At 39.7% G+C, this 18,590-nt stretch carries 19 protein-coding genes and 1 rRNA gene; 5 read left to right on the top strand and 15 right to left on the bottom strand.

Annotation, left to right across the window (positions count from 1 at the left end; genetic code table 11):
* A 16S ribosomal RNA gene (locus tag BLP46_RS02400) occupies positions 1-158 on the bottom strand; the annotation flags it as partial.
* A gap of 863 nt (positions 159-1,021) precedes the next feature.
* Between BLP46_RS02400 and BLP46_RS02405 the strand changes: the two genes are divergently transcribed.
* Positions 1,022-2,143, top strand: coding sequence for a resuscitation-promoting factor (locus BLP46_RS02405; protein ID WP_167669146.1), 1,122 nt, complete (start codon positions 1,022-1,024; stop codon positions 2,141-2,143).
* Positions 2,144-2,270: 127 nt separating this feature from the next.
* Positions 2,271-2,843, top strand: a complete 573-nt coding sequence (locus BLP46_RS02410) for an LptM family lipoprotein (RefSeq protein WP_092975071.1) — start codon at positions 2,271-2,273, stop codon at positions 2,841-2,843.
* A gap of 111 nt (positions 2,844-2,954) precedes the next feature.
* Here BLP46_RS02410 and BLP46_RS02415 read toward each other — a convergent pair whose 3' ends face one another.
* The 3 genes from BLP46_RS02415 to rplM all read right to left on the bottom strand — a co-directional run bounded on the left by BLP46_RS02415 (position 2,955) and on the right by rplM (position 4,543).
* The gene (locus BLP46_RS02415) at positions 2,955-3,470 is read right to left on the bottom strand and encodes a GNAT family N-acetyltransferase (RefSeq protein ID WP_092975074.1); all 516 of its coding nucleotides are present in this window, start codon (positions 3,468-3,470) and stop codon (positions 2,955-2,957) included.
* Between the two features lie 225 nt (positions 3,471-3,695).
* On the bottom strand, positions 3,696-4,097 hold the full coding sequence (rpsI, locus tag BLP46_RS02420) for a 30S ribosomal protein S9 (protein ID WP_092975077.1): 402 nt from the start codon (positions 4,095-4,097) through the stop codon (positions 3,696-3,698).
* Between the two features lie 17 nt (positions 4,098-4,114).
* Positions 4,115-4,543 carry a 50S ribosomal protein L13 gene (gene rplM / locus BLP46_RS02425; protein ID WP_092975080.1) on the bottom strand — a complete coding sequence of 143 codons (429 nt, stop codon included), beginning with the start codon at positions 4,541-4,543 and terminating at the stop codon, positions 4,115-4,117.
* A 267-nt stretch (positions 4,544-4,810) separates the two neighbouring features.
* Here rplM and BLP46_RS02430 point away from each other — a divergent pair, with 267 nt between their 5' ends.
* Positions 4,811-5,227, top strand: coding sequence for an adenine nucleotide alpha hydrolase family protein (locus BLP46_RS02430; RefSeq protein ID WP_092975083.1), 417 nt, complete (start codon positions 4,811-4,813; stop codon positions 5,225-5,227).
* A gap of 167 nt (positions 5,228-5,394) precedes the next feature.
* On the opposite strand, the gene BLP46_RS02435 is transcribed toward BLP46_RS02430, so the two are convergent.
* The 3 genes from BLP46_RS02435 to BLP46_RS02445 all read right to left on the bottom strand — a co-directional run bounded on the left by BLP46_RS02435 (position 5,395) and on the right by BLP46_RS02445 (position 8,525).
* A complete protein-coding gene (locus tag BLP46_RS02435) occupies positions 5,395-6,255 on the bottom strand; it encodes a Cof-type HAD-IIB family hydrolase (RefSeq protein WP_092975086.1) in 861 nt (286 codons plus the stop codon).
* 52 nt (positions 6,256-6,307) lie between these two features.
* The gene (locus BLP46_RS02440; protein ID WP_318259421.1) at positions 6,308-7,771 is read right to left on the bottom strand and encodes a sensor histidine kinase; all 1,464 of its coding nucleotides are present in this window, start codon (positions 7,769-7,771) and stop codon (positions 6,308-6,310) included.
* Positions 7,772-7,841: 70 nt separating this feature from the next.
* A complete protein-coding gene (locus BLP46_RS02445) occupies positions 7,842-8,525 on the bottom strand; it encodes a response regulator transcription factor (protein WP_092975089.1) in 684 nt (227 codons plus the stop codon).
* Positions 8,526-8,756: 231 nt separating this feature from the next.
* Here BLP46_RS02445 and BLP46_RS02450 point away from each other — a divergent pair, with 231 nt between their 5' ends.
* Both BLP46_RS02450 and BLP46_RS02455 read left to right on the top strand, forming a co-directional pair.
* Entirely contained in the window at positions 8,757-9,602 is an 846-nt protein-coding gene (locus BLP46_RS02450; RefSeq protein WP_092975349.1) for a fumarate hydratase, read from the top strand.
* Between the two features lie 16 nt (positions 9,603-9,618).
* A complete protein-coding gene (locus BLP46_RS02455; RefSeq protein ID WP_092975092.1) occupies positions 9,619-10,167 on the top strand; it encodes a Fe-S-containing hydro-lyase in 549 nt (182 codons plus the stop codon).
* 109 nt (positions 10,168-10,276) lie between these two features.
* On the opposite strand, the gene BLP46_RS02460 is transcribed toward BLP46_RS02455, so the two are convergent.
* The 8 genes from BLP46_RS02460 to mnmG form a co-directional block, all read right to left on the bottom strand.
* Positions 10,277-11,083: a prolipoprotein diacylglyceryl transferase gene (locus tag BLP46_RS02460; RefSeq protein WP_167669147.1), complete on the bottom strand. Its 807-nt coding sequence runs from the start codon at positions 11,081-11,083 to the stop codon at positions 10,277-10,279.
* A 72-nt stretch (positions 11,084-11,155) separates the two neighbouring features.
* Positions 11,156-11,521, bottom strand: a complete 366-nt coding sequence (locus BLP46_RS02465) for a hypothetical protein (RefSeq protein WP_092975098.1) — start codon at positions 11,519-11,521, stop codon at positions 11,156-11,158.
* Between the two features lie 174 nt (positions 11,522-11,695).
* The gene (gene serS, locus BLP46_RS02470; protein WP_092975101.1) at positions 11,696-12,979 is read right to left on the bottom strand and encodes a serine--tRNA ligase; all 1,284 of its coding nucleotides are present in this window, start codon (positions 12,977-12,979) and stop codon (positions 11,696-11,698) included.
* Positions 12,980-13,019: 40 nt separating this feature from the next.
* The gene (locus BLP46_RS02475) at positions 13,020-13,868 is read right to left on the bottom strand and encodes a ParB/RepB/Spo0J family partition protein (protein ID WP_092975104.1); all 849 of its coding nucleotides are present in this window, start codon (positions 13,866-13,868) and stop codon (positions 13,020-13,022) included.
* Positions 13,868-14,635, bottom strand: coding sequence for a ParA family protein (locus BLP46_RS02480; protein ID WP_092975107.1), 768 nt, complete (start codon positions 14,633-14,635; stop codon positions 13,868-13,870). Before BLP46_RS02480 ends, BLP46_RS02475 begins: the two co-directional genes overlap by 1 nt.
* A 342-nt stretch (positions 14,636-14,977) precedes the next feature.
* Entirely contained in the window at positions 14,978-15,802 is an 825-nt protein-coding gene (locus BLP46_RS02485; protein ID WP_318259422.1) for a ParB/RepB/Spo0J family partition protein, read from the bottom strand.
* Between the two features lie 146 nt (positions 15,803-15,948).
* Positions 15,949-16,665, bottom strand: coding sequence for a 16S rRNA (guanine(527)-N(7))-methyltransferase RsmG (rsmG, locus tag BLP46_RS02490; RefSeq protein ID WP_092975113.1), 717 nt, complete (start codon positions 16,663-16,665; stop codon positions 15,949-15,951).
* The gene (gene mnmG / locus BLP46_RS02495) at positions 16,655-18,538 is read right to left on the bottom strand and encodes a tRNA uridine-5-carboxymethylaminomethyl(34) synthesis enzyme MnmG (RefSeq protein ID WP_092975115.1); all 1,884 of its coding nucleotides are present in this window, start codon (positions 18,536-18,538) and stop codon (positions 16,655-16,657) included. The genes rsmG and mnmG overlap by 11 nt, the downstream gene beginning before the upstream one ends.
* Positions 18,539-18,590 lie beyond the last annotated feature (52 nt).

Here is an 18,590-nt window from a genome sequence, read left to right on the forward strand (position 1 = left end):
CCTCTTGAAGGCAGGTTACTCACGCGTTACTCACCCGTCCGCCACTAAACTGAATCAATGTCATTCCGAAGAAATCCTTCGAAGCAGTTCCGTTCGACTTGCATGTGTTAGGCACGCCGCCAGCGTTCGTCCTGAGCCAGGATCAAACTCTCTAAAATTTGTATCTTAAAGCTCTTTCGAACCTTAATATCAATTTCAGAGTTCTCTCTGCTCATCAACAAATACTTGACGTATCCGTGAATTTACGATGTTCTAAAGTACATCTTAAAACTTGTAATTCTTTGAGCTTTCCTCAAAGTCATTACGGGTTCCTTGTCTCTTTTCGTTGTTTAATTTTCAAGGTCCTGTTGTTCTCTCAAGCGCTTTCTCTCGCCTCTTCCTCAGCGTCTTGTCCGCTTCGTTTTGGCGTTTCGCTCGACCGAACATTTGCTATTATAGTACCTTACGCGACAAAAGTCAAGGGTTTTTTACAAATTTTTTTAAAAAATTTTTCATTAAGGATATTTAGTCTATAATATCTCTTTTGACACAATATATTGTATGCTTTAAAACTGATTCATATTAATTATTTCTTTTTTAATTTTATATATATGAAAATTTATTTCGAAATTTTTTAAAATTATTTTTTATTTATAAGATTAGACTTACTGTTAGCTTAATTTTTTATCCGTTTTATAGGATATTAATTGTTCTTATATATATGTGTATTTATCGACACAGATTAATGCAAATCCAACGGTTACAAAACGGTTATCAAAAAGCTACAAATATGTAACATTTTAATTTCTTGCAACTTGCCTATATTTTTGCAGGCTTTTGGCTGCTTTAACGCCCGAATAATATTGCTTTTTGAGAAAAATAGGCATTTTTATTGTGTATATTCACTAAAAATCTCTGCTTGTCCAGGTTTGACATTGCCAAGAAAGATAATTATAATTAGCAGCAACGTAAAAGCAGCCTGCATTACATGTTATTTTTGACGGGTTATGCTTTACGCACTAACATAATAAAGGAGAATTATATGAACAGCATAAAGCGATTTGGTATACTTCGCTCAGCTTGCGCATTAACTCTTGCAGGAATCATGGCAACAGGTTCTGCGCTTTCAGCCTCGGCTAATGCAAACGATGAGAAAATTACTACCGAACAAATTATGCAAGAAAACAAAACTCTTGATTTTTTAAGCAACACTGACACTTTTCATGTTTTGACCGCATACGAAGTAACAGTTGACAACTGCGGTACGGTACAAAAAGCTTTATCCGATGGCGGTACAGTCGGTGAATTGCTTGACAGGTCCGGAATTTTTGTTGATGAGAACCAGATTGTTGTTCCTAATTTGGACACAAAAATCAATTCTGACATCACAGTAAAAATTATAGACGGTAAAAATATTAATGTAACTGCTGACGGCGAAACAAAAACCGTTTTACTTGGTAACGGTAACATTGTCGAAGCATTAAACGCTGCCGGTTATAATGTATCGGATGACGATATTTTAAATGTTTCAAGATACAGTAATACCGAAGAGGTTTCGGATGTAACTATTCAGAGAGTTACATATTTAACAAAAAACTCTACTGAAAAAATCAAGTATGAAACCGAAGAGAAGAAGTCTGACAAACTTGACCTTGGCGACTCAAAGGTTGAGCAAAAAGGCGAAGACGGTGAAAAGCAAATCACCACAAAATACAAATATGTAGACGGAAAAGAGGACTCAAAAACTGTTGTTGATTCAAAAGTTGTGAAGGAAGCTGTAAATGAGATAAAACTCATTGGCACAAAGGGAGCCTCCTCCGATAAGTCATTGGGAACATTCACTGACAGTAACGGAACCAAAGTTTCATATACTAAGGTGTTAACAGGCTCAGGAACCGCGTATACGGCTCCTGCAGGCGCAGGCACGGCAACAGGGGTTCCTGCCTATCACGGAGGCGTTGCGGTTAATCCAAACATAATTCCGTACGGCTCTAAGCTTTATATCGAATCAACAGACGGAAGCTTTGTTTACGGATATGCAACAGCCGTTGATACGGGCGGAGCATTGATGGACGGTTCCGCAATTGTCGATTGTTTCTACAACACATATGATGAATGTGTTACGTTTGGCAGACGCAATGTAAACGTATATATAATAGGATAAGCTTTTGGGACGAACGTTGTTCGTCCTTTTTGCTTAATATGAAAAAGATTAAAGTATTGATTTATTTTGATGAATGAGTTATAATAATGTTTGAATTTAAAAATCTGCCCTTGAAAGGACTATAAGTATGAAAAGAATTTTTGCCGCTCTGTTATGCGCAGGACTGATGGCAGTTTCGTTTGCAGGTTGCGGATATAAAGACGCCCTTGATTCACAGCAAACAGCTCAGTCAACAGAAGACCAAGCAGAAGAAACAACAGCTCCCTTAGCCGAGGCTGCTGATTTTGAAGATAATTATGACGGATTATGCTCCTACTTTGCAAAACTCGGATATATCGCCACTAAAGACGGTGAGATTGACAATGACAAGGTTACAAAGATGGATGCATCATTGGTTGGTGCAAAAGAAGGCAAGAAGTTCACCGCAACGAATAACGGCAAGGCTGTAACAATAGAGCTTTATGAATATGATTTAAACAATCTGAATTATACGGCTAAAAGTGTTATCGATTCAGTAAAAAAAGACGGTTCGTTTGTAATTCTTGATTTGCCGGCTGTAACTGCTTATCTTTCTGACAACGGAAAATATATGATGATATATACCGATAACAGCATTGATAAGAAAAATCCCGATGAAAATTCAGACAGTTATAAGCACCGCGAACAAGTAATTGAGAGTTTCAAAGAATTTCACAAATAATTAATACAGTAAAATCAAAAGGTTAGATTGCACAATCGGCAATCTAACCTTTTTTGTTTTGAAAATAAAACATTATATACAACCTTTAAACATTGCCGTAATGCGTTATTTTTAATATTTTAATAAGTTTTCTTTTTTTATCTCCATTTCAATAATATTCCAAGGTTGACCATATACTATTTCCACTTCGTTAAAGCCGACCGATTTATAACACATAAGGGCAGGAGCATTATTTTCAAAAACACCTATGGTAACCCTCTCAACAGCTAATATATCAAATGCATATTTTAAACCTAACGTAAGCATTTGCTTTCCGTAACCTTTTCCTCTAAGGGCGTCATCTACAATAACCCATCCAAAACGCAATTGTCTGTTGTCTCCCCCTGTGTATCTCATAATAAAATGCCCGACAACTCTGTTATCATCATCAATTGCCGTCCAAGGATAAAAATTATCGGGCTCAACACAATCACCATTATCATTTTTGTATTTTGCATCAATAATATTTGCATTAACGGGATATTCACCAAAACGTTCCCCACCCCATTTTTGAAATACGGTTTCATCTTTTACCCACTCTGCGATTGCTTCCGAATCGCAGCTTTTATAAGGTCTTAATCTAATCATTTTAAACCTTTCTTAGTTTATTAAACAAAAATTAATTGCTTCTTGTTAATTGAATTTTAACAAAAAGGACATTTCCCAGTATTTCCACTGAAAAATGTCCTGTACATACCAATATAGTTGTTGCAAAGTTGTATTTGATGCAAATTTTGCCACACCTGACAACATACCGCAACTTTTGTAGCCCTTGTGAAACGAGCTTTTCTTGATATTCTTGTATCTGAAAGATTATCTCTTGGAGAACTGTGGTGCTCTACGAGCTGCTTTGAGACCGTATTTCTTACGCTCTTTCATTCTTGGGTCACGAGTGAGGAAGCCGGCTTTCTTAAGCTTGCCTCTGAGGTTCTCACTGTCATACTGGAGAAGAGCTCTTGAAATTCCGTGACGGATTGCACCGGCCTGACCTGTTACGCCGCCGCCTGCAACTCTGCAAACTACGTCGAACTTTTCGTCAGTTTCAGTCAAAGCGAGAGGCTGTCTTACAATCAGCTTGAGTGTTTCAAGACCGAAATAATCGTCAATGTCACGGTCGTTGATTGTGATTTTGCCTGTGCCCTGATAAAGTCTTACTCTTGCAACGGAGCTTTTTCTTCTGCCTGTGCCATAAAAATAAGCTGTGTTATCGTACATTATGTTCTGCCTCCTTCTTATGCTTCAACCGTCTGAGGCTTCTGAGCCTGATGGTTGTGTTCTGCACCCTCAAAGAGTCTTAATCTTAAAAGAGCTGCTCTGCCGAGTGTGTTCTTTGGAAGCATACCCTTAACGGCAAGCTCCATAGCCTTTGTAGGCTTTGTTGCCATAAGTGTATCATAGCGTGTTTCTTTAAGGTGGCCGATATAGCCTGTATGACGCTGCCATTTCTTCTGAGTAAGCTTATTGCCTGTCAAAACAGCATCTTTGCAGTTGATGATAATTACGTGGTCGCCGCAGTCAACGTTTGGTGTAAAAGTAGGCTTATGCTTGCCTCTCAAAAGTACGGCAGCCTGAGCAGCAACTCTGCCAAGCGGCTTGCCTGCTGCGTCAATAACGAACCAGTTGCGTTCAACTTCGCTTTTTTTAGCTAAATATGTTGACATATTAATTCCTCCTGTATTTTTCGTGTAAATATGATTATATTACATAAAACAGACAAAGTCAACACTTTTTCCGAAAAATTTAATTTAGCTCTTTACAATCTCTTGATTTTGCAAATATACTCTTTTATTCTCTTAAATACTCACAAGCTATTTTTGATAATTAATTTAATCAAAATGTTATATTTCACAATAAATTCACATTACCGATATATTCCTTTCAAAATGAGGGGGTATTATATAGCCACAATAACAAAGGAGGTGACACCGATGTTCAACGATAAGCCGTCAATACTCGCTTGCGTTACAAGTCAAACCGACTGCGACAGAATTATAAAAGCAGCAAAGATAATTGCTGACGAAGAGGATTGTGAACTAAGAGTTCTCAGTATTCTCAGACCTACTACCGAATATGTGAGTGTAAGCGACACTATTGAATACCTTTACAGCGTATCTAAAAGTGCGGGAGCAGATATGACCGTTTTATTTAACGGCAACGCACCAAAAGCCACGGCAGATTTTGTTAAAGAGAATAACATCAGTCGTATTGTAACAGGTATGCATGACGGCGGAAGCAAGAGTTTTCTTGTTAAATTTAATAAACTTGCACCTGACGTTTCAATAACTATGGTTGCTAAGGACAACCGTATCTATACAATAGAACTGTGCAAGACTTATTCAGATTAAAAGTTTCTCTCCTTATTTATATATATTTGTTAATTTCTATCTCCTTTCTTTCTAAGAAATAAATATAATCTCTCTCAAGACAAACGGGCTGGCAATATGTCAGCCCGTTTGTCATTTTATAAATTTGCACTTACATTATATAAACAATACAAAGTTATCAAGAAAAACTAAAATTCCGAATTGTGCCTTATCAAAATATCAATAAGTTCAGCCACGCCGTCCTCATCGTTAGAATTAACAACAGTATCGGAGTTTTTTATACATAATGGAGACGCATTTTTTACTGCCGCTCCCAAACCGGCAATATCAATCATATCCGCATCATTGTCGGCGTTACCGCAGGCAGCAACATTCGTCATTTCCAACCCTATGTTGTTGCAAACCCAGCTTAGTGCGCAGGCCTTGGTTGCCGATTTATCCATAAATTCAACAAAGTGTTCGGACGATGAGGTTATATACATACTGTGTGCCGAAACCTCAATCAAGTCTCTTACTTTTTCACGCAAACTTCTGTCATTGCAAACATATTCTACGCTGTCTAGCTTTTTGCGATTCTCAAAAATAAACTTTCGCATATTCTCAATATGCCCGTGCGACGCCTTAACATAATCAACATAGGCTTCGCTGCAACCGTATTTCATCGGGTCATCCGTGTAACGACGGTCGGTGTATGTCAGTCCGCCCACAAACGCTTCAAAAATCAAATCATAAGGCTCTGTAATTTTTAACAAAGAAAGAACATCGGATTCCTTTAGCAAAGAGGTGTGGAAAATCTCTCCGTTTTTATTACAGATTACGGCTCCGTTTGATGCGATAACGTAGTTTAAGCCGTCAATTTTAAGAACATCTTTATGCATTGAACCAAACGGTCTGCCGCTTGCCGCAACAACTTCAATTCCGTTTTTTATCGCTGTCTCAATGGCTGACCTGACTTTAGGCGAAAGCGTATTGTCGCTTCTCAGTGTTGTGCCGTCCAAGTCGAGTGACAGCAGCTTTATTTTTTCATTACCTAAAACATCTTTAATCATACTTCATCAATATAAATAGTAAGGGCGATGTTGAACACCGCCCAAGTTTTAATTACTGCTTTTTATTTTGTCTGAGCTTCTTTACGGAAACGTATTCAAGTTCAAACCAGAACGTACTGCCCTTGCCGGGAGTGCTTCTTACTCCATAGTGGGCATTGTGCGAATCCAATATGCTCTTTACGATTGACAAGCCAAGACCCGTGCCTATAACTCCTCGCTTGTGCTCCTTGTCAACCTTATAATATCTTTCCCAAATATATTCAAGCTTGTCGGCAGGAATACCCTCGCCGTGGTCTGTGACCTCAACAACAACCTTTTTATCCTTAACCTTTTGCGTTACGATAACGGTTTTGTCGTCGCCAACGTGATTAATTGCGTTATTAACAAGATTGTATATAACCTGAGAAATTTTAAGTTCATCGGCATTTACATATACATTTTCATTGCTTTCAAATGTTATGTTAAAGCCGTCCTGCTCGATAAGTTTTGCATATCTCTGGAAAATATTATTTATACTGTCGGTCAGGCAGAAAGTATGTTTATCCGGTTGGATTGCACCCGACTGAATTTTTGAAAGGTCAAGCAAATCATTAACAAGACTTGACAACCTTGTAGCCTCATCAATTATAATTTGGATATTTTCCGGTGTGTTCTCTCCGGGCAGGTCACGCATAACTTCTCCGTATCCGGTAATCATAGTCAGCGGCGTACGCAAGTCGTGTGAGATGTTTGCAATAAGTTCCTGCTGAAGCTTTTCGGTTGCCGCAAGTTCTGTTTTGGCATAGTTAAGAGTGTTGTTAAGCTCCTCTACCTCAAGATAACCTGTGGCATTAAAATTAACATCATAATTTTTCTTTGCAAGTTCTTTTGCCGACGTATTGGTCTTTGAAATAGGCTTTGCAATACGATGACTTGCATACAGTGAAAAAATAACAGACAACATTATGAACACAATTGAAACCATAAGCATCTGTCCTTTGATTATCTCAACCGTGTTACTGAGCGGAGTAATCGAAGAGGTGATAATCAAAAAACATTCTCTTCCGTTGTCCATGCCGATTATATCGGCATACACCATATTTTGGGAGCTTTCATTTTCGTTGCTGCGAAAATGTATCTGGCTCTTTGCAGTATCGTCTGTTGACTGGGTTCCCAACATATTTGCAAGTCTCTGTCGGGCAATTTTTGCATCATCATTGCTGGTAATGCACATATAGTGACCGCCGTTATCGCTTGCGTCTTTGTAATATCCGTATACATCGTGGTATTCAAGCTTTAATGCAGTAGACGGATTGTCGTACTCACAATCGTAAATAAGATTAAACAGCGAATTTGAGTCATAAACATAAACCGAAAGGTTGTTATAACTCGCAATATTCTCAATGGTTTCCTGTACATTCTTATTTTCCTGAATAGATTTTGAAATTACAGAAGCATTTCGCTCAACCTGAGAAGTTTTTGATATAGTATAAAACGATTCAAGAAAAAAAGACTGAAAAACCCAGAGAATAATCAAAATTATGCCGCCGAACAGCAAAAAGTAACACAAAAGCTTAAACTGAAGCGGCATTAAATTTAACTTAGACCTAAAGCGTTTCAAACCTGTATCCAACTCCTCGCAGGGTAACTATACATTTGCTGTATTCGCCTAGACTTTTTCTGAGCAACTTAATGTGAGTATCAAGGGTTCTTTCGTCGCCGAAGAAATCATACCCCCATACCTCGCTGATAAGGCTTTCACGTGTGAGCGCAAGACCTTTGTTTTTGACCATATAAAAGAACAAATCATATTCCTTTGGGGTCATCTCTACCCTTTTGCCGTCTACCGTTACAATTCTGGCAGAAAAATCAACCGACAGTCCCTTGTATGTAAATACGTCTTTTTTTACTTCTTTTTGTTCCGAAGTATGTGTGCGCTTTATTACCGCATTTACACGCATCATAAGTTCTTTCGGAGAAAACGGCTTTACAACATAGTCGTCGCTTCCTAACTCAAAACCGTGGATTTTATCGTATTCCTCTCCCCTTGCGGAAAGCATAATAATCGGGGTATTGGGTTTGAATTTTTTTATTTCACGGCAAGCCGAAAATCCGTCAAGTTCAGGCATCATAACGTCCATAATTATAAGATCAAAATTTTCTTTTCTGCAAACCTGAATTGCCTGCATACCGTCAACGGCTTCGTCAACTTCATAGCCCTCAAACTCAGCATACTTTCTGATTATTTGTCTGATTCTGAATTCATCGTCAACCACAAGTATCTTGTACATTTTAACACTTCCTCATTAACAGTATAACCTGTATTTGTGACAAAAATTTGATGTTTTTATGCTGATTGTATTATAACATACTTTGTCACATATTGAAATAGGTGCAGAAAAGATTTATAATATATAAACAGTTAATTGGGAGTACCGAATCAAAATTATCTTGCAATTTAATTTTTTAAGCGGTGACTGCCCAATCTATTAATTTATCCGAAAGGAATACACGGTATGGAAATAAGAACAATCAGTGCAGAAACCGTTACTGCGGCTGTAAAAAAGCTGTTTATGGATTGCAATTACTTTATCGGCAAAGATATTATGAACGCACTTGAAAATGCGGAAAAATCAGAGACTTCGCCTGTCGGCAAAAGCGTATTGTCGCAAATTATTGAAAACGACAAGATAGCTGCCAAAGAAGAAATTCCGCTTTGTCAGGATACCGGAATGGCGGTATTGTTTGTTGAATACGGAGACAAAGTTGCCATTGAAAACGGCAGCTTTGATGAAGCCGTAAACGAGGGTGTTCGTCAGGCATACGGCGACGGATACCTGAGAAAAAGCGTTGTTGCCGACCCTGTTTTTGACAGAGTAAATACCAAAGACAATACACCCGCAATCATTCACACCAAAATTGTAAGCGGAAATCAAATCAAAATAACCGCAGGCGGAAAAGGTTTTGGCAGCGAAAATATGTCGGCAATTAAAATGCTTACTCCGTCTTACGGCGTAGAGGGAGTAAAGCAATTTATACTTGACACGGTTCGCTCGGCAGGTCCTAACCCCTGTCCCCCGATTGTTGTCGGAGTAGGTATCGGAGGCACATTTGAGCGTGCCGCTCAGCTTGCCAAAAAAGCAACTTTTCGCCCGATAGACACTCATAATGAGGATGAAAGATATGCGGCTCTTGAAGACGAGCTTCTTGAAAAAATTAACAAAATGGGCTTTGGTCCGGCAGGACTCGGAGGCAACACAACCGCTCTCGGAGTTAACATTGAAACATCTCCCACTCATATAGCAGGAATGCCTGTTGCCGTAAACATCTGCTGCCACGCCGCACGCCATGCAAGTACAATTATTTGATTAAGGGAGTAGCATTATGACAAAAAAAATTAAACTTCCTATAACGGAAAACGATATAAAGGACTTAAAAGCCGGAGACAGCGTTTTGCTCTCGGGCACAATAATAACAGGGCGTGACGCCGCACACAAAAGATTTTTTGAATTAATCGAGCAAAACAAGCTTTTGCCGATTGACGTTAGCGGAGAGCTGATTTATTATGTAGGCCCCGCCCCTGCAAAACCGGGATATGCAGTAGGACCGGCAGGCCCTACCTCAAGCTATCGAATGGACAAATATGCCCCTGCGCTGCTTGACCTCGGACTAAAAGGAATGATTGGCAAAGGCGCAAGGAACAAGGATGTTATAGACGCAATAGTCAGAAACAAAGCAGTTTATTTTGTCGCAATCGGCGGGGCCGCCGCATTGATAGCCCAAAGTATAAAAGAAGAGAAGATTTTGTGCTATGAAGATTTGGGTACAGAAGCGGTAAGACGATATACTGTTGAAGACTTTCCCTGCATTGTGGCAATTGACAGTTACGGTAACAATGTTTATGAGACCGAACCTCCGAAATATCGCAAGTAATAACAGCTTGTATCACATCATATAAAAGTCGGGACAAAGTTTTTTACTTTGTCCCGATTCTATTTTTGTATAATTTAATTTTATAACGCTATCAATTCATATATTATCTTCATAATTTTGCGGTATTTTTGTGCCTACGAAAATAGCAAACAAAGTACACGACCGCTCCGACAAACAACAAAATACTGATTATCTGCGAAGTTGACAATCCAAAAAGAAAGCCCCGGTAGCTGTCTCCGCGCAAAAATTCATCAAAAAATCTTATGACAGAATAGATTAATAAGTAAAGTGCAAACAGGCCGCCTTTTAACTTGTTTTTTCTGAGTAGATACGCAAGCAGGAAAAACAATCCAAGATTTAACGCAGCTTCAAGAAGCTGGACAGGAAACCTCACGACACCGTTTATGCTTGGATTTAGGGTGTTATCTTTTGTAATAAAGCCAAAACTGCTTTCAATTCCGTAGCAGCAGCCGCCCAAAAAGCAGCCTATTCTGCCGAAAAAATGAAACAGCGGCACAAAACCTGCACAAATATCCGAGTATTCTGTCAAATCAAGCTTTTTAATCTTTGCATAAATAACGCAAATCAGCATACCTCCCAGCAATCCGCCGTAAAAAACCGAACCGCCGAATATGTAGGACACCATTCCGATAAAAGTAGTAAAACTTGTTATGTATTTTGACAGATGAGTAACCACTTCAATAAATGCCCGTATCTGCGTTATTCCATACATTATATGTCCGCCGAAGAAAACTCCGATTGCCGCAATAAGCAAAAAGACAATATAGTCATTATCATCATGCCCTCGTTTTTTAGCCGTGCGGCAAACATATATTCCTGAAACAAAGACTCCGGCAAGTACACACAGCATATATGTAGCCACATCTTTGCCAAATATATTAATATTCGGAAGCATAACCATTCACCTCAAAAATTAAGCCTCCCACAAATATGGGAGGCTTTGTTAAGTATTGCCTATAAAAATTAATTACTGAAGAGCACTGCTGAGCTCGCTCAAAGCGCTGTTCAATGCTGCATTATCAATACCTGAGCTTGCAATTGATGAAGCGCAAGCAACGGCACAAATAACACAAATAACAGAGAGACCTGACCAAGCGGTTGCAATAATGCCTGTAACCAAACCTGCTGTTGCCATACCCTTTGAAGTATTTGGATCTTTACGAGCTTTTACGCCCAATACAATTCCGACAATACCTGCCGCAAGTGCAACAAATACAAGGATAAACGCAACAACTACGTTACCGCTTGAAAGTGTTCCGCCGAATATTGATATTATGATAGCCACAATACCAACAATCATAGCAATTAAACCTAAATTACTCTTTTTTTCCATAGTTCCTACCTCCAAATTATTACTCTCTAAGAGTAGGATAATTATAACATTATTACCGTTAAATGTCAATCAAAAGCTGAGCATTTTATGCTGTTTGTATACTTAGATAACAAAAGTAGGCTATGTTTGTGATATGTGCACAAAGAGTTTTTGTCATATTTTAATAACTGTTTTTTACTTTCCGATAAACTCTTTGCCGCCCATATAAGGTCTGAGGGCAACAGGAATACTTACAGTTCCGTCTTCGTTAAGGTTATTTTCAAGGAACGCAATTAACATTCTCGGAGGAGCAACAACTGTATTATTAAGTGTATGTGCAAAGTATTTTTTGCCACCCTCGCCCGATACTCTGATTTTGAGTCTGCGAGCCTGTGCGTCACCAAGATTTGAACATGAACCGACTTCAAAATATTTCTTCTGACGAGGTGACCAAGCCTCAACATCCAAAGAACGAACTTTAAGGTCGGCAAGGTCGCCTGAGCAGCACTCAAGTGTTCTTACAGGGATATCCATTGAACGGAACAAATCTACTGTATTCTGCCAAAGTTTATCAAACCACATTTTGCTTTCCTCAGGCTTGCACACAACAATCATTTCCTGTTTTTCAAACTGATGGATTCTGTATACTCCGCGTTCTTCAATGCCGTGTGCTCCCTTTTCTTTACGGAAGCATGGTGAATAACTTGTGAGTGTATACGGCAGGTTTTCTTCTTTGTTTATAGTGTCAATGAACTTACCAATCATTGAATGTTCGCTTGTGCCGATAAGATATAAATCTTCTCCCTCAATTTTGTACATCATTGAGTCCATTTCGGCAAAGCTCATAACGCCTGTAACAACATTGCTTCTTATCATAAACGGAGGCACACAATATGTAAATCCTCTGTCAATCATAAAATCACGTGCATATGCGATTACAGCACTGTGCAATCTTGCAATGTCGCCCATTAGATAGTAAAATCCGTTGCCTGCTACCTTACGTGCGGAATCAAGGTCAATGCCGTTGAACTTCTCCATAATCTCTGTATGATATGGAATTTCAAAATCGGGTACAACCGGCTCTCCGAATCTCTCAATTTCAACGTTCTGGCTGTCGTCTTTACCTATCGGTACTGCAGGGTCAATAACCTGAGGAATCTGCATCATAATCTTTGTTACTTCTGCGCTGAGCTCGCTTTCCTTAGCTTCAAGCTCTGCAAGCTGTTCAGCCTGCTTTGTAACTTCTTCTTTAAGAGCCATTCCCTCTTCTTTTTTGCCCTGTGCCATCAATGCGCCAATCTGTTTTGAAATTTTGTTACGGTTTGAACGCAAGTCATCTGCCTGCTGTTTTACAGCACGACTTTGAGCGTCAAGCTCAATAACCTTATCAACAAGTGGAAGTTTGCTGTCCTGGAATTTTTTCTTTATGTTTTCTTTTACTGCGTCGGGATTTTCTCTCAAAAATTTTATATCAATCATTGTTCTTTGCTCCTTGTATATTTCAGCGCATAACGCCGTATTATTTTAATTTATTAGACAATTCTGTGAGTTCTTCGTCTGAATAAAACTCAATTTGCAAGACTCCGCCCTTTTTCCCTTTGTTCTTTGAAATACTGATTTTTCTTCCGAGACTTTCGGCAAGAGCAAGCTCTACCATACTGTAAAAGGAGGGTTTCTTTTCGGGTTTTTGCTCATTTTGAATTTTCGGTTTTGCCTTGCAGAGCTTTTCAACCTGTCTTACCGATAAATCCTTTTGAACTATCAAATCCGCAAGTTCAAGCATGTCTTTTTCATTGTCAAGCGACAATAATGCCCTTGCGTGGCCTGCTGAGATTTTGCCCTCTTTAAGATAATCGGCAATGCTGTTTGGCAGTTTTAGAAGTCTGAGTGCGTTTGAAACTGCCGGACGTGATTTTCCAACCGACTGTGCCACCTCATCCTGTGTAAATCCATGCTCTGTCATCAAAACATTGTAGCCCTCAGCCTCTTCAAGCGGAGTTAAATCCTCACGCTGCAAGTTTTCTATAAGGGCAAGTTCCATTGTTTCAGTATCGCCAAGCTCACGTATTATAACAGGAATATCCTTTAATCCTGCCATCTGACAAGCTCTGTACCTACGCTCGCCTGCAACAATCTGATAGCCTCCGAGAGTCAGCGGACGTACAAGCAACGGCTGTAAAAGCCCGTGCTTTGATATACTCTCAGCCAATTCGGAAAGTGCTTTTTCATCAAACTTCTTACGAGGCTGACTTCTGTTGGGCTCAATTTCGGAAATATTAAGCGTAACGCTTCCGCCGCCGTCTTCGTTATCATTTTCAAGAAAAATTGCGCCTAGTCCTTTGCCGAGACCGCCAAGTTTTTTTGCCATTAATGTCTCTCCTTTGCTATAATTTCTTCTGCAAGATGCGTATAAGCCAAGCTTCCCTTGCAGGATTTGTCATAGTAAATTACGGGCATGCCAAAACTCGGTGCTTCCGAAAGCCTTACTCCCCTTGTTATAACCGTGCTAAACACCTTGCCGGGGAAAAATCGTTTTACTTCTTCAACTACCTGCTGAGTCAGGTTAAGCCTGCCGTCATACATTGTCAGCAATACGCCCTCAAGCTCAATTGAATGATTATACTGTCTTTTTATGATTCTCACAGTGCTCATAAGCTGCGACAATCCTTCCAAAGCGTAATATTCACATTGAATCGGTACAATAAATGAATCTGCAAGCGTTAATGCATTTGCCGTGATTAATCCAAGTGACGGCGGACAATCAATTATTATATAATCATAATACTGCTTTATCGGCAATATTGCATTCTTTAGGAGTGCTTCTCTGTGACGCTTTTCCGCAATTTCAAGTTCTGCCGCCGCAAGGTCAATACTTGACGGTAAAACATGAAGATTTTGATAAGGCGTTGTAAGCACACATTCTTCGGCTTTTACGCCCTCAACCATTATGTCATATGTACTGTATTTAATTTTACTCTTGTCAATTGCAACTCCGCTTGTTGCGTTACCCTGAGGGTCTGCGTCAATAAGCAAAGTCTTCTTTCCTGCCGCACCCAAGCATGCAGAAAGATTAACCGCAGTTGTGGTCTTGCCCACACCGCCCTTTTGGTTGGAAATCGCTATTATTTTTGTCAAATGATCACCTTGCTATGCCGTAATGGTTTGTGTTCTGACATTGAGTTATTTCTGATAAATCATTTATCGTATCAAATTTAATCTATTATGTAATACAAAATGATTTAATCAACACATTATTTAAAGTATATCATATTTCAGTAGATTTTTAAAGTATATTTAATGAATTTGAGATAAAAAATATATTGTTTCACGTGAAACATATTAAAATTATCGTTTAACAAAAGCAAAGAGCCACACAGTTACCTGTGTGGCTCTTCGCAAGGGGTTAGATAAGGAAATGGGTATGAGTGGAACGGATGCTTTCGCATCCAACTGGAAAGTTAATTAATGCTTAGCGCTCTAAGCAGATTTATTGTTTGACACCTTCGTTTTTGGAATTCTTATTGTGTATTCGATATAATCCTCACTGTCTGTTTTGTCGTATTGTGCATTGATTCCTGACAAACGCATTGTGTCAATAGCTTTGTTGATGGTGTTTAAAAAAATTCTGACGTCCTTTATCACCGCTTTGCTGCTCCCCTGCTTCTTGTCGATTTTGGGAACTTTGTTTAATATCATACCGACAAGGTTTTCCGTCTGCAATACATTGAGATTATCTGAGATGATTTTTGACAAAGCTTCTCGTCTTAAATTATCATTCTCAATTTTCAGCAATGCCCTTGCGTGACGTTCGGACAAACCGGCATTGTCAATCCATTCCTGCTCTTCATATGTAAGCCGAAGCAGTCGAAGCTTGTTTGCTATTGTAGATTGATTTTTGCCGAGTTTTTTTGCTGCCTGCTCTTGGGTCAGACCATAACGTCTGATTAATCTTGAAATTCCGCGTGCTTCCTCAAAAAAGCTGAGGTCGCACCGCTGGAGGTTTTCAAGGAGAGCATAAACAGCAGACTCTTTTTCAGAGCACTTAATTACGATGCAGGGAACTTTTTTAAGTCCTGCCATAACCGAAGCACGCAGTCTCCTCTCTCCTGCAATTAATTCGAACTCTGCAACCGATACTTTTCGCACTGTCAAGGGCTGCAAAATTCCATTCTCTGCAATTGACTCGGAAAGCTGTGTGAGCTCGCAGGCATCAAACTGTCTGCGCGGCTGGGCTTTGTTCGGTCGGATTTTTATGATTGGAATTTCAGTGATAGTGTTTTCACTTTTGACTAAAAAATTCAACCGCATTCACCCCGTTATAATATCATCAGGGGTTGTCCCTGTGCTATTATAATACCACGGACTGAGTGCGGTCTTTGTCACAATGTGTATGAGTTTTTTATAATGTTTTGGTAATTATTGGTAATATATCGCATATTGTGTCGTTTTTACTTTAGCGGTGACGATTTTATTTTCCCTGCATTTCTCGGATACTTGTTCGGTGTTTCGGCAATTTTCTGAATCTGAACAATTGCTCGTTCGCCGCCGTCAAAAGGAAGAGCAAAATTATAAGTTTCGGCAATTTTGCCGCCAAGTTTCTTAATGGCCGATTTTGCGGCAGAAATTTCCGATTCGGCTCCCCTGCCCTTGAATGCCAAAAAGCTTCCGCCAACATGCACATACGGCAAACAGTATTCGCTGAGTACATTCATATTTGCGACTGCTCTTGATACTGCATAATCAAAGCTTTCCCTTAAATTTTTATCACGTCCGCCGTCTTCGGCACGGCTGTGTATCAAATCAGCAGATAGATTAATTTCACCAAGCACATTTTGCAAAAAGACAAGTCTTTTATTCAGGCTGTCAAGCAATGTGAGTTTTATGTCCGGACGTGCAATTTTAAGAACTACACCCGGGAATCCTGCTCCTGTTCCGACGTCAATTATTGAGCTGTTATACGGAAAATCGACATAATTCAGCACCGATACACTGTCGGCAAAATGTTTTACGACAACCCCCTGAGCATCGGTTATTGCCGTAAGGTTCATTTTTTCATTCCATTCCACAAGAAGATTATAATAGGTTTCAAGTTGTGTAATCTGGATTTCATTAAATTTAAACTTAAAATTTTCTGTTGCCTGCAATATATAATCCTTAATTTCCATTGCTGCTCCTGTTTATCCCGCTGAGCCAAATAAGCAGAACCGATATATCTGCCGGTGAAACGCCGGAAATTCTTGACGCCTGTCCTATATTCAGCGGTTTTATTTTATTTAACTTTTCCTGTGCTTCCAGTCTGAGGCCTTTTATGTTTTTATAGTCAAAGTCGTTAGGCAGATGTTTCTTCTCAAGTTTTTTCATCTGCTCAACTTGTTTTAACTGCTTCTGAATATATCCTTCGTACTTAATATCAATTTCAACCTGTTCAAAAATATTCGGATTAAGCTTAGGACGCCCTGTGTCAACTGGCGCAAGGCACTCGTAATCAAGCTGAGGACGTTTCAGCAATTCTATAAGGCGCACACCCATTGTTATTTCAGATGTTTCACGTGAAACAAGTATCCTATTCACCTCATCTGTCGGAGAAATAACGGTTGATTTAAGTCGCTTTATTTCCTGCCTTTTCTGTTCCTGCTTTTCAAGAAAACGTTCATAACGCTCGTCACTGATTAATCCGATTTCGTGACCAAGCGGAGTAAGGCGTTCGTCGGCATTATCCTGACGAAGCACCAACCTATATTCACTGCGTGACGTCATCATTCTATAAGGTTCATTAGCGCCCTTTGTAACAAGGTCATCAACCAATGTTCCGATATAAGAGTTGGCACGTGTGAAAACAACCTGCTCCCTGCCGAGCACTTTAAGCGCCGCATTAATTCCGGCAACAAGCCCCTGGGCAGCGGCCTCTTCATAACCCGAACTGCCATTAAATTGACCTGCACCAAACAAACCGTCAAACTCTTTATATTCAAGAGTTGGGTTCATCGCTAATGGGTCAACACAATCATACTCAATTGCATATGCAGGTCGCATGATTACGCAATGCTCCAAACCCTTAATTGTACGATAAAATTTAAGCTGAACTTCTTCGGGCAACGACGAGCTCATTCCCTGCATATACATTTCTTCTGTATTCAAGCCGCACGGCTCAATAAAAAGCTGATGTCTGGGCTTATCTTTAAAGCGCATAACCTTGTCCTCAAAACTCGGACAGTAACGAGGTCCAATGCCCTCAATTTTTCCTGCATATAAAGGCGAACGATGAATATTATCAAGAATTATCTGCTTTGTTTTCTCATTCGTCCAACTTATATGGCAAACCGCCTTGTTCTCACCAAGACTTTCGGTTTCGTAAGAAAACGGCTGTGGCGGTTCGTCTCCACGCTGTTCTTCAAGGTCGGTAAAATCAATAGAACTTCTGAGAACTCGTGCAGGAGTACCTGTTTTAAAACGACGCAACGGAAGCCCAAGCTCTTTTAGGCTTTTGCCAAGTTCGGTTGCAGGGAAAATTCCGTCAGGTCCGCTTTCATAGGATACCTCACCGACAAATATTCTTCCGCCAAGATATGTACCTGTTGCAATTATAACGGTTTTACAATGATATTGAGCCAACATACGTGTAACCAGCTCATATCCTCCGTCAATTTTTCTTATGTCGGTAATCTCAGCCTGATGAAGCTCAAGATTGGCTTGAAGTTCAAGCTTGTGCTTCATGGTTTCAGAATACTTACGTCTGTCAATCTGAGCACGCAAAGAATGAACCGCAGGACCCTTTCCCCTGTTTAACATTCTTGACTGCAAAAAACATTCGTCAGCTGTCTTACCCATCTCTCCGCCAAGAGCATCAATTTCACGAACCAAATGTCCCTTTGCCGTACCACCGATTGACGGATTGCAAGGACAGTTTCCGACAGCATCCATATTTATTGTGAAAATAACAGTCTTACATCCAAGCCTTGCCGAAGCAAGCGCAGCTTCAATTCCGGCATGACCTGCTCCGATTACTGCTACATCAAATTCTCCTGCAAAATACTCCATTTTTCTCTCCGTTATCCAAAATCTATTTCAACATAATTAGCGCCATATAAAA

The sequence above is a fragment of the Ruminococcus sp. YE282 genome (assembly GCA_900101355.1).
Classification (GTDB): Bacteria; Bacillota; Clostridia; order Oscillospirales; family Acutalibacteraceae; genus Ruminococcoides; species Ruminococcoides bromii_A.

Coding starts and splice junctions, on each gene's coding strand:
- BLP46_RS02460 (WP_167669147.1), bottom strand. CDS start 11,083: ATGCTTCCGAATATTAATATATTTGGCAAAGATGTGGCTACATATATG.
- BLP46_RS02475 (WP_092975104.1), bottom strand. CDS start 13,868: ATGGCAAAAAAACTTGGCGGTCTCGGCAAAGGACTAGGCGCAATTTTT.
- BLP46_RS02405 (WP_167669146.1), top strand. CDS start 1,022: ATGAACAGCATAAAGCGATTTGGTATACTTCGCTCAGCTTGCGCATTA.
- rplM (WP_092975080.1), bottom strand. CDS start 4,543: ATGTCAACATATTTAGCTAAAAAAAGCGAAGTTGAACGCAACTGGTTC.
- rsmG (WP_092975113.1), bottom strand. CDS start 16,665: ATGGAAATTAAGGATTATATATTGCAGGCAACAGAAAATTTTAAGTTT.
- BLP46_RS02410 (WP_092975071.1), top strand. CDS start 2,271: ATGAAAAGAATTTTTGCCGCTCTGTTATGCGCAGGACTGATGGCAGTT.
- serS (WP_092975101.1), bottom strand. CDS start 12,979: ATGATTGATATAAAATTTTTGAGAGAAAATCCCGACGCAGTAAAAGAA.
- rpsI (WP_092975077.1), bottom strand. CDS start 4,097: ATGTACGATAACACAGCTTATTTTTATGGCACAGGCAGAAGAAAAAGC.
- mnmG (WP_092975115.1), bottom strand. CDS start 18,538: ATGGAGTATTTTGCAGGAGAATTTGATGTAGCAGTAATCGGAGCAGGT.
- BLP46_RS02435 (WP_092975086.1), bottom strand. CDS start 6,255: ATGATTAAAGATGTTTTAGGTAATGAAAAAATAAAGCTGCTGTCACTC.
- BLP46_RS02465 (WP_092975098.1), bottom strand. CDS start 11,521: ATGGAAAAAAAGAGTAATTTAGGTTTAATTGCTATGATTGTTGGTATT.
- BLP46_RS02415 (WP_092975074.1), bottom strand. CDS start 3,470: ATGATTAGATTAAGACCTTATAAAAGCTGCGATTCGGAAGCAATCGCA.
- BLP46_RS02445 (WP_092975089.1), bottom strand. CDS start 8,525: ATGTACAAGATACTTGTGGTTGACGATGAATTCAGAATCAGACAAATA.
- BLP46_RS02455 (WP_092975092.1), top strand. CDS start 9,619: ATGACAAAAAAAATTAAACTTCCTATAACGGAAAACGATATAAAGGAC.
- BLP46_RS02430 (WP_092975083.1), top strand. CDS start 4,811: ATGTTCAACGATAAGCCGTCAATACTCGCTTGCGTTACAAGTCAAACC.